The sequence below is a fragment of the Streptomyces zhaozhouensis genome, assembly GCF_900230195.1.
In the GTDB taxonomy this organism is placed as follows: domain Bacteria; phylum Actinomycetota; class Actinomycetes; order Streptomycetales; family Streptomycetaceae; genus Streptomyces; species Streptomyces zhaozhouensis.
This window is the reverse complement of the sequence record NZ_OCNE01000032.1, coordinates 20,654-34,629: the sequence shown is the minus strand read 5'-3', so window position 1 is coordinate 34,629 and position 13,976 is coordinate 20,654. Positions and strand designations below refer to the sequence as shown.

Below are 13,976 nucleotides of genomic sequence, written 5' to 3'. Positions count from 1 at the left end.
GCGACACCCCCGACACCACCGCCCGCCTCGGCCACGGCGACGCCATGCACGTCACCGACATCGACCCCCACAACCCCGGCCTCGAAATCTTCACCGTCCACGAGGGAGGAGCGAGCGCTCCCTACGGGCACGCGCTCCGCGACGCCGCGACCGGCGAGGTGCTGTACGGCGGCTACACCGGCGTGGACACCGGGCGCGGGATGGTCGGCGACGTCGACCCCGAGCGGCCGGGACTGGAGACGTGGGGCTCGGACGTCGGGCTGTGGAGCGCGGACGGCGAGCGGCTGGGTGACGAGACCCCGGGCACCAACGCCAGCATCCGCTTCGGCGCCGAGCCCACGACCCAGCTCGTCGACGGCGCGCTGGAGGTGACGCCGACCGTCGAGGACTGGGAGCGCGGCACGCTGCTGACCGCGGAGGGCACCCGCACCAACAACCACACCAAGGGCAACCCGTCGCTGGTCGCCGACATCTGGGGCGACTGGCGCGAGGAGCTGCTGCTGCGGACCGAGGACAGCTCGGCGATCCGGATCTACACCAGCACCGAGGTCACCGACCACAAGCTGTACACCCTGATGCACGACCCCCAGTACCGCGTCGAGGTCGCCCGCCAGCAGACCACCTACAACCAGCCCTCCCACCCGGGCTTCTACCTCGCGGCCGACATGGACTGGTCCGAGGTGCCGCTGCCCCGCTGAGCGGAAGGGACGCGCGGCGTCGGCGGTCGGTCCAGGGGCCCCGGACCGACCGCCGACGCGTGTGCTCAGCCCAACGACGCGACGCGTCCCGCGAGTTGGGGCAGCCGGGCGGCCGTGGTGCCCAGGCCCCTGGGGCCCCGGACGCGGCGCAGGTCGGCCTCGCCGTAGCGGTGGCAGTCCTGGTGCCAGAGCAGGATGCCGGAGAGCCAGTTCTCCAACTCCTGGACATAGCCGGCGAGTACCGCGCGCGCCTCGGCACTCAGATCGAAGTCGTCGTAGAGCACCGGGAGTTCATGCGCCGCGACATGCTGGAACTGCCGCATCCTGCCCTTCATCAGGTCGTGCAGGATGGCGAGCCCGGTGGGGTAGTCGGTGTCGAAGAAGTTCTGCACCACCAGCACGCCGTTGTGCAGCTCGCCCTCGAACTCGACCTCCTTCTGGTACGAGAACACGTCGTTGAGCAGCGCCGCGTAGTCGGCCGCCGCGTTCTCCAGGGAACGCATGGGGCCGCTGCGGTAGACCTCGGGCGGCACGGTGCGGCCGTGGCCGATGCGGCAGAGGCTCATCGTGAGGTCGGAGCCGAAGGTGGCCCGGCGCATCTCGATGTAGTCGACGGGGTCGGGCACCCGGTTGAACGCCTGGTTCTCCAGCTCCCAGACCCAGCTCTGCGTCATCGTCTCGATGGTGGCGCGGAAGGTGCGCCGCGCCTCGACGTCCATCGGCGCCGCGGTGCGCGCCCACAGGTCGGCCAGCGAGCGTTCGAGCGCGTCGAGCGGGACGGCGGACGGCTCGCCGTCGACCGGCATCAGCCCCGGCATCCGCGCGACGCAGGCGCGGGCGCCCGCCAGGTCCCGGACGCGGCCGAAGACCGCGGGGAAGTAGTCGTCGCCGTAGGTGCCCCAGGTGAGCCAGCAGGAGGTGAGGTTGAGCCCCTCCTCGGTGGCGTCGGGGTGGATGCCGGCGGCGCACAGCGGGAAGTCGAAGTCGACCAGGTCGGCCTCGTCCCAGATGTAGGAGGCCGGTTGGCCCGGCTGCGGCAGCAACAGCCCCTGCCCGTGCGCCCATTCCACGACATGGCGCCGCGCGCGGTCCAGGTGCGGGCTGAGCCTGACCTGGAACGGCATCTCGAAGTCGGGGAGTCGGGACGGACCGACCGGGTGCGGCAGATGACTGAACGTGCGCAGCCGCCGGGTGCCGAGCCGGCCGGCGGCACGCCCGAGGTCGGCGGCCGAGGTGCCGAGCCCGGTGGGTCCGAGCGGCAGCGGGAACGCGGCACGCGCGGGGGCCCGCTCGTCGACGGCGCCCTCGTTCATGTAGCGGCTGGAGCGCAGGTGCCACTCGTGGCCGCCGGACTGCCAGTCCTGGAGGCCCTTGACATAGGCGGCGACGGCCAGTTGCTCGGCCGGGTCGAGGCCGGCCTCGACGGCCAGGGTCGGCAGCTCGGTGAAGGTGGTGTGCTCGAACTGCTGGAGCCGCGAGGTCAGCAGGTCGTTGACCGAGTCGGCGGCCTCCTGGGTGGTGATGCCGAGGAACTTCTCCAGCACCAGGACGCCGTTGCTGAGCTCGCCCTCCTCCTCGGTCTCCCGCTGGTAGGAGAAGAGGTCGTTCCTCAGGTGCACGCCGTCGGAGAAGGTGTCGCGCAGCACGCGCAGCGCGCGGCTGCCGGCGACGCGGGCGGGGATCTCGGCGCCGGCGGCGTACTCGACGAGGCCGGCGGACCAGGGGGCACCGCCGACCTTCCGGCGCATCTCGATGTACTCGACCGGGTTGGGGACCCGGCCGGCGTTGATGTTCGACAGCTCCCAGAGGGACTCGTTGAGCAGGTGTTCGGTGCTCTCCGCGAAGCGCGCGCGCCAGTCCGCCGACATGGCGGGGGTGGTGCGGGCCCAGAGGTCGGCGAGCCCGGCCTCGACCGGGTTGGTGGGCTCGGGCGGCGGGGTGTCGCCCATCGGCATGAAGGCGGGGAGGCGGTCGAGATACGCCTTGCCGCCGGCCCGGTCCTGGGAGCGCTTGAAGATCTCCAGGAAGTGGTCGTCGAAGAAGAAGACCCACACGTACCAGTCGGTGACCAGGTCGAGCCCCTCGGCGGTGGCGTCGGGGTGGGTGTAGGCGCACAGCAGGGCGTAGTCGTGGTCGGCGAGGTCCTGTTCGGTCCAGATGCCGGAGCCCTCCAGCATCCCCATCCGCCGCGCCCAGGCGGTGGTGTGGGATCTGGCCTGCTCCAGATGGGGGTTGAGCCGCGCGGGGTGCGGCAGGTAGAAGTCCGGCAGTACGAACGGCTGTGCCATGGCGGTGTCTTCTCTGTTTGTCTGCTCGGGTCGCCCGATCGGCAGACAGTCCTACCCCTCGGTTTCGGGAACTACCCGGCCTCCAGATAAGTCACATGATGTACCTGCAACGGGTGTCGAACGGACGCCGAAGAGGGCGACGGCAACGAGCAACGGGGGTCGCAGGGCATGGAGTTGACGCGTTACGCGGAGAAGCGGGGCTGGAACCCGCTGGCGCGCCCGGTCACGCTGACCGAGCACGAGCTGAGGGTCGGCGCACGGCGCACGCCGGTGGGCGAGTTGGGGCTGGTGGCGGTCGCCGACGCGTGGCTGCGCGGCGTCTGGCTGGGCGGTGGCGGCAGCGAACGGCCGCTGGCCGGGCTGCCGCACGGCCCCGGGCGGCTGCCGCTGGTCCGCGCGAGCGGGACGGCGCTGCCGCTGCGGGTGCGCGACGTCGCCGGATTCGCCGCCGCCCTCGGCGAGTTGGCGGCGCGGCACGCCGGCGGGGCAGGCGCGGTGCGGGAGGCGGCGCGGCGGGCGGAAGCCGAGGGCGTGCCGCTGTGGATCGCGCGGCGGCAGGCGCCCGGCCCGCACGGGCGGCCGGTGGTGGTGGCGGTGGACCGCCGGCTGGTGCGGGCCGACGTGTGGACCGAGGGCGCGCCGCCGGTGCGGTTGCGCGGCCCCTACGGCTGGTCGGCGGGGGCGGGTGCCCCGCTGGCCGGCTTGGTGGTCACGATCGGCGAGCGGCCGGTGAACATGAGGCCGACCTGGAGCCGTTGGGGGCGTTCGGTCACCTTCTCCTACGACGCTGACCCCGGCGGGGCGTTCCCCGACGGCGCGCCCGAGTGGCAGCTGGTCCGGTCCTCGCGGACCTGGGGACGGCTGCTGCGCGACGGCAGGGCCGTGGCGACGCTCGCTCGGCCGAGGCCACGGCCGTCGGCCGACGGGCTGCTGCCGCTGGCCGACATCCGCCACCGGTCGCGGGACCCGCTGGACGCCGCACTGGCCCATCTCTGCGGTGTGGCCCTGGGGTTGGGCGAGGCGACGGGCACCGCGCGGTTCGGCAGCCGGCACGCCCAGCCGTCGCCCGAGGCGCCGGCGGCCTGGGAGCTGCCCTGGTACACGGGCCTCGGCGAGAGCCGCGAGGACTCGGGCCCGGGCGCCTCCGGCGACGGCTGGAGCGACGGCGGGGGCGGGGGCGCGGACGGCGACTCGGGCGGTGGCTCGGGCGGCGACTCCGGGGGCGGTGACTCCGGCGGGGGTGGCGGGGACGGCGGCGGTGGGGGCGGCGGGGAGTGACTACCCGGGGATGCGCACCGCGCGGCCGGTGACGCGGGCCCGCGGGTCGTCGGGGTCGAGGTCGAGCAGCAGCAGGCTGGGGCGTCCCATGTCCTCGCCCTGCCGCAGCCGGAAGCGGGTGGGCGCGGTGACCAGGCCGAGGGCGCGGAGATAGCCCCCGAACGCGGCGGCCGCCGCGCCGGTCGCCGGGTCCTCCACCACCCCGCCGAGCGGGAACGGGTCGCGGACGTGGAACGTCGCGGGGTCGTCCCCGTCGCGCGCCACCAGGTGGACGGTGGTCCAGGAACGCGCGCGGCAGAGCGCGGCCAGCGCGTCGAAGTCGTAGTCGAGCGCGGCCAGTCGAGCCCTGGAGCCGGCGGCCAGCACCAGGTGGTCGTTGCCGCCGAAGGCGACGTGCGGCGGCAGCGCCGGGTCGAGGTCGTCCGCCGCCCAGCCGAGCGCGGCGAGCGCGGCCTCGACGTCGGCCGGCGACGCGGGCGCCGAAGCGGTCTCCACGCTGGTCAGCGTGGCCTGCGGCCCGCCGGCGTCGACGGCGGTGTCCACGCCGATCCCGCCCGCCTGGGTCTCGCACCACAGCGGCCCCGGGCCGTTCCGCTCCGCCAGCGCGGCGGCGGTGGCGACGGTGGCGTGGCCGCAGAACGCGACCTCGGCGAGCGGGCTGAAGTACCGCAACCGGTAACGGCGTCGCTCGTGGTCGGCCTCGGTGACGAAGGCGGTCTCGGAGTAGCCGACGCGGGCAGCCTCGGCCAGCATGGCCGCCTCGTCGAGGCCGGAGGCGTCCAGAACGACACCCGCCGGGTTGCCCCCGGCCGGGTCGTCGGTGAAGGCCGCGTAACGCAGCAGGTCGGGCGTGGTCTCTTGGGTCATGACCGGCAACCTGTCAGCCACGACGGGGCGCTGTCCACCGAGTTCGCGCCCCGTTCACATCCGTGCGCCCCCGTTCACGCCCGCGCGTCCCGGAAACGTTCCGCGCCCGCCGTCAGGTCGACCATCGGCGGGGGGTAGTCGGCCGGGCGCTGTCCCTCGGGCAGCCGCCAGGGCCTGTGCACCGCGCGCCCCGGGATGTCGGCCAACTCCGGTACCCAGCGCCGGACGTAGTCGCCGCGCGGGTCGAACCTGCGGGCCTGGCTGAGCGGGTTGAGCACCCGGTTGGGGCGGGTGTCGGTGCCGGTGCCCGCGGCCCACTGCCAGTTGAGCTGGTTGTTGGCCATGTCGCCGTCGACCAGCAGTGCCAGGAAGTGCCGGGCGCCCGCGCGCCAGTCCAGATAGAGGGTCTTGGTCAGGAAGCTGGCGACCAGCAGCCGCGCCCGGTTGTGCATCCACCCCTCGTGCAGCAACTGCCGCATCGCCGCGTCCACCACCGGGTAGCCGGTGCGCCCCTCGCGCCAGGCGTCGAACGCGGCCCGGTCCTTCCGCCAACGGTCGTCGTGGCCCCGGTAGTCGCGGTGCCCGGCGGCGGGGCGGGCGGCCAGCACCTGGTGGTGGAAGTCGCGCCAGGCCAGCTGGCGGACGAACGCGTCCGTGCCGGCGCCGCCGCGTTCCCGTGCCCGGTGCACCACCTCGGTCGGGGAGAGGCAGCCGAAGTGCAGATAGGGCGAGAGCCGCGAGGTGGAGTCGCCGGCCAGGTCGTCGGAGTCGCGGGCGTAGCCCTCCAGGCCGGTGCGCAGCCAGGCGGCGAGCCGCCGCTGGCCGGTGGCCTCGCCGCCGCGCGGCAGTCCGGGCGAGGGCTCGCCCGAGGCGAGCGCCGCGGCCTCGGGCGGCGGCTCGGAGCGCACGTCCTCCGGTACCGGCACCTCGCGGGGCGCGGGCCCCGGGCGGCGCGGGCTCTCGCCCTCCCAGCGGCGGAAGTACGGCGTGAAGACGGCGAAATGGTCCTTGCCCGCCGGGGTCAGGGCGCCGGGCGGAACGACGGTGAGCACCGCGTCATGGACCGTGAGGGCGCGCCCGTCCTGTTCGAGTGCCGCGCGCAGGCGCCGTTCGCGCCGGTCTGCGTAGGCGCTGACGCCCGCCGCCAGATGCACCTCACCCGCTCCGGTCTCGGCGGCGACGGCGGCCGTCTCGTCCACCACGTCGCCGTGCCGGACCACCAGCCGACCGCCGCGCTTCCGCAGCGCCTCGTCCAGCTCGGCGAGGGCGTCGGCGAGGAACGCGGCGCGGTTGGGCACGGCGAAGCCGCGTGCGGCGATCCCCCGGTCCACGACGAAGAGCGGCACGACCCGCCGGGCCGAGCGCAGCGCGCCGCGCAGCACCGGGTTGTCGCGCAGCCGCAGGTCGGCGGTGAAGAGCGCGATGGAGACGTCCAAGGGGGGAACTCCCTGCGTGGGTCGGCCCGTTCGGGGCCGTGGTCGAAGGGCGGTGGCGAGCGGTGTCAGGCGGGGGCGGGCGGTGCCGGGCCGTTCAGCCGGGCGAGGGGCGTGCGGCGGCCGACCGCGCGCCGACTTCCACGCCGGCGTCCGACTCGGCGCGCGCCGAGATCTTCCGGACCATGCCGCCGAAGATCCAGGCGTGGAACGGTGCCACCGCCCACCAGTACAGATGGCCGGCGAGCCCGCGTGGATGGTAGAGCGCCCGCTGCCGGTAGACCGTCCGACCCTCCGCGTCGGTCCCGACGCCCAACTCCAGCCACGCCTCGCCCGGCAGCCGCATCTCGGCCCGCAGCCGCAGCAGCGAGCCGCGTTCCAGCGCCACCACCCGCCAGAAGTCCAGCGCGTCGCCCAGCCGCAGCCGCGCCGGGTCCGGCCGCCCGCGCCGCGCCCCCACGCCGCCGGTCAGGGTGTCCAGCCAGCCGCGCACCGCCCATGCCAACGGCGAGGAGTACCAGCCGTTCTGGCCGCCGATGCCCTCGATCACCCGCCAGAGCGCGTCCCGGTCCGCGTGCACCACCCGCTCCCGCCGGTCCGTGTAGAGGTCGCCGCCCGCCCACGACGGGTCGCTCGGCAGCGGGTCGCTCGGCGCGACCCGCTCGGCCGGCGCCACGGGCTCCGCCCCGCCGACGCGCCGGATCGCGCGCCGCAGCGCCAGGTCGATGCCGAGAAACCCGCCGGGCGGCGGCAACACATAGCAGGTCAGGTCCTGTTCACGGCAGACCACCTCGTGGCGCAGCGACTCCACCAGGGGCCGTGCCAGCCGCCTCGGCACCGGCGTGACCAGGCCGACCCACAGGCTGGAGAGCCCCGGGCTGAGCACCCGCACCGGCAGGATGACCCGCCGGGGCAGCCCGGCGTGCAGCGCGTAGCGGCGCATCATGTCCTGGTAGGTCAGGACGTCGGGGCCGCCGATGTCGAACTCGCGGTTGAGATGCGCCGGCAGCCGCGCGCAGCCGACCAGCAGATGCAGCACGTCGCGGACCGCGATCGGCTGCACCTTGGTGCGCACCCAGGCCGGAGTGGTCATCACCGGAAGACGTTCGGTCAGGTGCCGCAACATCTCGAACGAGGCGGAGCCCGATCCGATCACCACCGCCGCCCCGAGCACCGCCGTCGGCACCCCGGAGTCCAGCAGCACCCGCCCCACCTCGGCCCGCGAACGCAGATGGGGGGAGAGCCGTTCCTCCGGCACGTTCGGCGGGGTCAACGCGCCGAGGTACACGATCCGGCCGACCCCGGCGGCGCGCGCCCGCTCGGCGAAGGTGTGCGCGGCCAGCCGGTCCCGCGCCGCGAAGTCACCGCCGCCGCCGAGCGCGTGGACCAGGTAGTACGCCACGTCGATGTCGCGCAGCGCCTCGGTCAGCGAGTCGCCGTCGGTCAGGTCCCCGCGCACCACCTCGACCCGGCCCGCCCAGGGGCGGCCGCTCAGCTTCGCCGGGGTGCGCGCCAGGCAGCGCACGGAGTGCCCGGCGGCCAGCAGCTCGGGGACCAGCCGCCCGCCGAGGTAGCCGGTCGCCCCGGTCACGAGGACCCGCAACGGTGCCTCCGGTTCGGCCCGCCCCATCGCATCTCCTCCGCCTCCGGGCGCGGGGCGCGCCCTCCTCCGCCATGCTTCGCCCGCCCCCCGCCCCCCGCAAGCGGAGCCGTCTCCGACGGGCCGGGGAGGGGGCGCGCGGAGCCGCGCGAGCGACCCGCCGCCGCACCGCGGACGGCTGCCACCGGGGCTTCCGGCACCGCCGTCGGGCCGCCCCCGGGAGGATTCCGTGCAACCACCGCCGCCCCGAAGGACGGTCCCGTCGGCCGTCCCCGAGGGCTCGGTTGTCTGTTCGCCCCCGCCCGTCGCCCGTGACCTCAACGAGGTACACACCGTTGGCCCTTTCGTAGCACGGCGGTGAGGAGTGATCAGGATGTCGTTACCGACACCGTCGGGTGTCTTCCCCCTGGCGTTTCCGGTCGTCTTCCCGTTGGGAAGACGGACGTGGCCGCTGGTCCGTCCGGGCGAGTTCGCCTCGCCCCTCACACGGATGCTGCTCAGCAGCGAGGGGCAGACCACCACGCTCCTGGAGTCGCTGGCCGGAGAATCGTTGCGGCTGCGGTGTCTCGCCCAGTTACGGGTGCCGACGCGGCAGACCGGGGAGGGCGTCGCGGCGCTGCTCGGCGTGGACGAGGACGCGGGCGTGCTCGTCCGGCACACGGCGACGACCCGGCAGGGAGGCGAGCCGTTGTCCGTCAACCATGTCGTCGCCCGGCTCGACCTCGCACCGGCCATCGAGCACTGTCTGACCTCCACCTCGGTGCCGCTCGGCCGCGCGTTGACGGAGGCCGGCACCGGGCACCGCAGGACGCTGCTGGAGACCGGCCGCCGCCCCTGGGGGCAGGGCAGCGACGATCGCCCCGCCTGCTTCAAGACCTATCTGGTCTGGCACGGCGACGAGCCGCTCGTGCTGATCAACGAGTTGTTCAACCCCTCGCATGTGCCGGCGGCCTGAGGTGACCTCCCATGTCGCGGCCTGTCCGCACGCCGAGAGGTCGTTCCGCGTCGTGACCGCGCCCCGGCGCGCGCCGGCGCGCCGGATGCGCACCGAGGTCGGCATCGTGGGCGCCGGCCCGGCCGGCCTCGCGTTGGCCAACGTGTTGACCCGGCGCGGGGTCGACTGCGTGGTGGTGGAGCGCGCGAGCAGGGAGCGCGTGGAGGGCCGCCAGCGCGCGGGGCTGCTTGAGTACCGGACCGTGCGCTGGTTGCGCTCGCAGGGGCTCGCCGACCGGCTGCTGGCCGAGTCCACCCGCCACCACTGGTGCGACTTCCGCTGTCTGGGGCACACCGTTCGGGTGGACTACGGAGCGTACTCCGACGGACACCAACACCATGTCTACCCGCAGCAGAACCTGGTCAGGGACCTGGTCGACGGGTTGGAGAGGGCCGGTTCACCCCCGCTGTTCTCCCATAGCGTGCGGGCGGTAACAAACATCACCGGCCGACGTCCCCGGCTGGAGTGCGAGGGCATGGAGATCGAATGCGACTACGTGGTCGGCTGCGACGGCTTCCGCGGCATATCGCGTGCCGCGCTGCCCGCCACCGGGCACCGCGCGCACAACCGCCGCTATCCGTACGACTGGTTGACGGTGCTGGCGGAGGTGGACGAGCCGGCGGAAGGGGTGCGCTACGCGGTACACCGCGCGGGCTTCGCGGGGATGATGCCGCGCGGCCCGCGGCTGAGCCGCTTCTACCTCCAGTGCCCGCCGGGCGACGCCGTGACGGCCTGGCCGGCCCCGCGGATCGTCGCCGAGCTGCGGCAGCGGCTGGCGGACGGGGACCCGGCGGGGCTGCCGGCGCTGGGCGCCATGCCGGAGGTGCGGATGCTGCGGATGCACAGCAGTGTGCTGACGCCGCTGGCGCACGGCCGGCTGCTGCTGGCCGGGGACGCCGGCCATGTGCTGACCCCCTCGGGCGCCAAGGGGATGAACCTGGCCATCGCCGACGCCGCCGCGCTGGCCGAGGCGCTGGTGGCGCGGCTGCGCGAGGGCGACGAGGGGCCGTTGGCCTCCTACAGCGCCACCCGACTCGCGGACGTCCGGCGGGTGTTGGGCTTCTCCGAGTGGCTGCTGGGGCTGCTCCACCTGCCGGGGGAGGCGTCCGCCGCGCCGGACGCCGAGCTGGCGTCGCGGCTGGCCGCGATACGTCGGCTGGCCGAGCCGGGACCGCACGCGTACCGCTTCGCGCACCGCTATGTGGGCTCCGGGGTACGGGAGTGGTGCCATGACCCTCCTGGTTGAGAACGTCCGGGTGCTCTACGGCTTCTCCCGGGGCACCCAGGCCACGCTGAGCGTGGCGCAGCCGATGCTCGGCCTGCTGCTGGCCGGCGGCACCTCGCCGGGGCGGATGGTGCTGGTCGGCCTGGCCGCGTTCGCCGCGTACTTCGCCGTCTTCGCGGTGAACGACCTGATCGACTGGAACATCGACCAGCAGCGCTTCGCCAACCTGCGGGAGTTCGACGGCTACGACATCGACAGCGCCGGGGTGCGCCATCCGCTGGCGCAGGGACGGCTGAGCCTGCCGGTCGCCGCGTCGTGGGTGGCGTCGCTGGGCGCGGTCTCGCTGGTGCTGGCGGCGATGATCAGCTGGGTCTGCGTGGTGCTGTTCGTCGCGGCGGGCGTGCTGGAGGCGCTCTACTGCAAGCTGGCCCGCGTCACCCCCTACAAGACGCTGCTCACCGGCGTGATGGTGGCGCTCGGCGGCTGCGTCGGCTGGTTCGCGGTGACGGACGCGGTGAACGACCCGCTGCTGTGGCTCTTCGCGCTGTGGCTGGCGGCCTGGGAGATCGGCGGGCGGAACATCGTCAACGACCTCGCCGACGTGGACGAGGACAAGCACCTCGGCGTGCGGACGGTGCCCACGGTCTACGGGCGCCGGCGCAGCGGGGTGGTGTCGGCGGTGGGTCTGCTGGTGACGTTCGCGGCCAGCGTCGGGATGGTGCTGGAGGCGCTGCCGGTGGTAGGGCTGCTGGGCGCGGCCGGCACGTTGGCGGCGGGCGGCTACGCGTTGGTCTGGCCGGCGCTGCGGCTGCTGCGGTGCAGCGAGCCGCCGACGGCGCTGGACGTCTTCAACCGCGCGTCGCTGTATCCGCTGGTGGTGCTGGGCTTCGCTCTCCTGGGGCTGCCGGTCCACGCCCTGACCGGCCTGTGACCGACGGCGCCCCCGCCGGGGCGCGGGGCACCGCGCGCCGCCCCACGTCGGGCCGGGACGACCACCCACCCGGGCGAGGCACGCCCCTCGGGGGAGCCGCCCCCGCTCACCCCAGCAGCGCCGCGATGAGCGTGAGGACGGGGACGGCCAGCGCCGTCGAGAGCAGCACCGACTCGCGGGCCAGTCGCAGGCCCACCCCGTAGTGCGAGGCGTAGGTGAACACGTTCTGCGCCGTCGGCAGGGCGACGGTCACGACGACGACCAGCTGAGCGTCCCGGTCGAGGCCGAAGGCCAACGCCAGCAGCCACGCCAGCGCCGGCGCGGCCACCGACTTCAGCGCGACGGCGAGCAGCACCTGGGCGCGGTCGGCGCCGCGTCCGGGGATCTCGCTGCCGTAGAGCGAGATCCCGAAGGCGAGCAGCACGGCCGGCACGGCCATGTTGCCGAGCAGCACCGCCGGCTCCATCAGGGCGGTCGGCGGGCGCCAGCCCGAGGCGGCGACGGCCACGCCGGCGAGCGACCCGAGCACGATCGGGTTGCGGAACGGGGTGGTCAGCCGCCGCAGTGTGCCGTCGCGCGCGTCGGCCGGTCGGGTGGTCAGGTCGAGAACGGTCAACACGACCGGTGAGATGACCAGTTGTTGAAAGAGCAGCACGGGGGCGACCAGCGAGATGTCGTCGAGCACGTAGACGGCGACGGGGATACCGAGGTTGGCCGCGTTCACATAGCCGGAGGAGAGCGCGCCGACCACCGTCTGGCCGACGCCCCAGCGGCGGATCAGGGCGACCACCACGAAGACGCCGGAGACCGTGACGAAGGTGAGGGCGGCGACCAGCAGCTGGGGCGAGAAGAGCGCCGAGAGGTCCGCCTCGGAGACGGTGACGAAGAGCAGCGCCGGCGTCGCCACCTGGAACGCCAGCCGGGTGAGGACCTCCCGGCCGTTCTCTCCCAGGGCTCCGCGCCGCCCCAGCAGGTAGCCGACGACGATGACGGACGCGATGATCACAAAACCGGTCAGCACCCCACGCATGTGCGAACCTTCCGTCGCCCGGCGATCAGTCGTCAATGGACGCCCAGGTTTCGAGACAAGGCACACATTGACAGAAATCAATCCGAAATGACGTGTGCGTCTTAACGCCTTTCCCTATAAACCTCACATAACCTCCCCTGACATGATCGCTTTCGTCGCCACCGCGCTCGCCCTGGCGCTCGCCGCCCCCTGGGCCCCCTCGGACCACCGGGAGACGCCCACCGCCGCCGCGGAGCGGGGCGAGGCGCTCGGCGAGTCGATGGCCGACGGCCTCACGGCCGCCGACACGCTCCGCCATCTCGACGCCTTCCAGTCCGCCGCCGAGGCCGCCGAGGGGCACCGCGCCGCCGGGAGCCCGGGCCACGAGATCTCCGCCCGGCACGCCGCCCGCGTCCTGACCGGCGCCGGGCTGCGGGTCGCGTTCGAGCACTTCACCTTCCCCTACCGGGAGACGCTCGCCGAACGGCTGACCCTGCTGCCGACCGGCGAGGAGGGCGGGGCGGAGCGGGACATCCCGGTGCGCGCCATGGCGTACACCGGCGACACCGCGCCCGGCGGACTCACCGCGGCCCTGACCGCCGTCCCCGCGCACGGCACCGGCGGCGCCGGCTGCGCCGCCGAGGACTTCGCCGGCCTGGAGCTGACCGGCCGGGTCGCCCTGATGGAGCGCGGCGAGTGCACCTACGCGGAGAAGCAGGCCAACGCGGCCTCCGCCGGCGCCGTCGCCGCCCTGGTCTACAACTCCGAGGCCGGCGAGCTGGCCGGCACCCTCGGCGACCCCGACCCGGCGGCCCTGCCCGTCGGCGGCCTCGCCCGCGAGGACGGCCTGGCCCTGCTCGCCGCCCTCGCGGAGCACCCGGGGGCGCCGGTCAGGCTCGAACTGCGCGAACTGGTCGAGGACCGCGAGACGTTCAACGTCATCGCCGACACCCCGGGCGGCGACCCGGCCAGCACCGTGGTGGTCGGCGCGCACCTGGACTCCGTCGCCGAGGGCCCCGGCATCAACGACAACGCCTCCGGCTCCGCCGCCGTGCTGGCCACCGCGCTCGCCCTGGCCGAACACGAGCCGGCGGGCGCGCACCCGCACCGGGTCCGCTTCGCGCTCTGGTCCGCCGAGGAGATGGGGTTGCGCGGCGCCGAGCACCACGTCGCCCGGCTCAGCCCCGCCGCACGCGAGGCCACCGCCCTCTACCTCAACCTCGACATGGCCGGCTCCCCCAACCACGGGCTCTTCGTCCACGACGGCGCGGGACTGGACGACCGCTCGGCCGCCGTCGCCGAGGACCTGGCGGCCTTCCTCGGCGACGGCGACGCCTCGCGGACCAGGACCGTCCCGTTCAACGGCCGCAGCGACTACGCCCCCTTCCTGGAGGCGGGCATCCCCGCAGGGGGGACCTTCGCCGGCGGCGAGGGGCTGAAAACCGCCGAGGAGGCCGCGCTCTGGGGCGGCACCGCGGGCGAGCCCTACGACCCCTGCTACCACCGGGCCTGCGACACCGTGGAGAACGTCTCGACCGAGGCCCTCGCCGCCCACACCCGCGCGCTCGCCCGCGCCGTCGGCCGCTACGCCTGGCACCTCCCCTGACGCGCGCCGCGCCCGCCCGCCCCGCGCGCCCCCGAGGCGCGCCAGCC

At 74.5% G+C, this 13,976-nt stretch carries 11 protein-coding genes; 6 read left to right on the top strand and 5 right to left on the bottom strand.

Translation table 11 applies throughout. From position 1 onward, the window contains the following. Window positions 1–698 (top strand): rhamnogalacturonan lyase family protein (locus CRP51_RS27435; protein ID WP_500691308.1); only part of this gene is annotated, 698 nt, incomplete at its 5' end. A gap of 65 nt (window positions 699–763) precedes the next feature. Here CRP51_RS27435 and CRP51_RS27430 read toward each other — a convergent pair. After that, window positions 764–2,986, bottom strand: a complete 2,223-nt coding sequence (locus CRP51_RS27430; RefSeq protein WP_097234065.1) for a terpene synthase family protein — start codon at window positions 2,984–2,986, stop codon at window positions 764–766. A gap of 168 nt (window positions 2,987–3,154) precedes the next feature. Between CRP51_RS27430 and CRP51_RS27425 the strand changes: the two genes are divergently transcribed. After that, window positions 3,155–4,264, top strand: coding sequence for a hypothetical protein (locus CRP51_RS27425; protein WP_097234064.1), 1,110 nt, complete (start codon window positions 3,155–3,157; stop codon window positions 4,262–4,264). On the opposite strand, the gene CRP51_RS27420 is transcribed toward CRP51_RS27425, so the two are convergent. From CRP51_RS27420 to CRP51_RS27410, 3 genes are all read right to left on the bottom strand, one after another. Beyond that, window positions 4,265–5,131 (bottom strand): PhzF family phenazine biosynthesis isomerase, encoded by an 867-nt coding sequence (locus CRP51_RS27420; protein WP_097234063.1) that lies wholly within the window; start codon window positions 5,129–5,131, stop codon window positions 4,265–4,267. Window positions 5,132–5,205: 74 nt separating this feature from the next. After that, a complete protein-coding gene (locus CRP51_RS27415) occupies window positions 5,206–6,567 on the bottom strand; it encodes a cryptochrome/photolyase family protein (RefSeq protein WP_097234062.1) in 1,362 nt (453 codons plus the stop codon). Window positions 6,568–6,661: 94 nt separating this feature from the next. Next, window positions 6,662–8,194, bottom strand: coding sequence for an SDR family oxidoreductase (locus CRP51_RS27410; protein ID WP_097234061.1), 1,533 nt, complete (start codon window positions 8,192–8,194; stop codon window positions 6,662–6,664). 343 nt (window positions 8,195–8,537) lie between these two features. On the opposite strand from CRP51_RS27410, the gene CRP51_RS27405 reads away from it, so the two are divergent. The 3 genes from CRP51_RS27405 to CRP51_RS27395 are packed head-to-tail and all read left to right on the top strand — an operon-like array spanning window position 8,538 to window position 11,314. Beyond that, window positions 8,538–9,119, top strand: a complete 582-nt coding sequence (locus tag CRP51_RS27405) for a chorismate--pyruvate lyase family protein (RefSeq protein WP_097234060.1) — start codon at window positions 8,538–8,540, stop codon at window positions 9,117–9,119. A gap of 52 nt (window positions 9,120–9,171) precedes the next feature. Then, window positions 9,172–10,404: a 4-hydroxybenzoate 3-monooxygenase gene (locus tag CRP51_RS27400; protein ID WP_281259714.1), complete on the top strand. Its 1,233-nt coding sequence runs from the start codon at window positions 9,172–9,174 to the stop codon at window positions 10,402–10,404. Next, complete coding sequence (locus CRP51_RS27395; protein WP_097234058.1) at window positions 10,388–11,314, top strand: UbiA prenyltransferase family protein; 927 nt, start codon at window positions 10,388–10,390, stop codon at window positions 11,312–11,314. The genes CRP51_RS27400 and CRP51_RS27395 overlap by 17 nt, the downstream gene beginning before the upstream one ends. A 106-nt stretch (window positions 11,315–11,420) precedes the next feature. On the opposite strand, the gene CRP51_RS27390 is transcribed toward CRP51_RS27395, so the two are convergent. After that, window positions 11,421–12,344, bottom strand: a complete 924-nt coding sequence (locus CRP51_RS27390; RefSeq protein WP_097234057.1) for an AEC family transporter — start codon at window positions 12,342–12,344, stop codon at window positions 11,421–11,423. A 142-nt stretch (window positions 12,345–12,486) separates the two neighbouring features. Here CRP51_RS27390 and CRP51_RS27385 point away from each other — a divergent pair, with 142 nt between their 5' ends. Next, on the top strand, window positions 12,487–13,929 hold the full coding sequence (locus CRP51_RS27385) for a M28 family peptidase (RefSeq protein ID WP_097234056.1): 1,443 nt from the start codon (window positions 12,487–12,489) through the stop codon (window positions 13,927–13,929). Window positions 13,930–13,976 lie beyond the last annotated feature (47 nt).

Excerpts from the sequence above, each read along its gene's own strand:
- CRP51_RS27430 (WP_097234065.1), bottom strand. The coding sequence starts at position 2,986 with ATGGCACAGCCGTTCGTACTGCCGGACTTCTACCTGCCGCACCCCGCG.
- CRP51_RS27395 (WP_097234058.1), top strand. The coding sequence starts at position 10,388 with ATGACCCTCCTGGTTGAGAACGTCCGGGTGCTCTACGGCTTCTCCCGG.
- CRP51_RS27405 (WP_097234060.1), top strand. The coding sequence starts at position 8,538 with ATGTCGTTACCGACACCGTCGGGTGTCTTCCCCCTGGCGTTTCCGGTC.
- CRP51_RS27410 (WP_097234061.1), bottom strand. The coding sequence starts at position 8,194 with ATGGGGCGGGCCGAACCGGAGGCACCGTTGCGGGTCCTCGTGACCGGG.
- CRP51_RS27385 (WP_097234056.1), top strand. The coding sequence starts at position 12,487 with ATGATCGCTTTCGTCGCCACCGCGCTCGCCCTGGCGCTCGCCGCCCCC.
- CRP51_RS27390 (WP_097234057.1), bottom strand. The coding sequence starts at position 12,344 with ATGCGTGGGGTGCTGACCGGTTTTGTGATCATCGCGTCCGTCATCGTC.
- CRP51_RS27425 (WP_097234064.1), top strand. The coding sequence starts at position 3,155 with ATGGAGTTGACGCGTTACGCGGAGAAGCGGGGCTGGAACCCGCTGGCG.
- CRP51_RS27420 (WP_097234063.1), bottom strand. The coding sequence starts at position 5,131 with ATGACCCAAGAGACCACGCCCGACCTGCTGCGTTACGCGGCCTTCACC.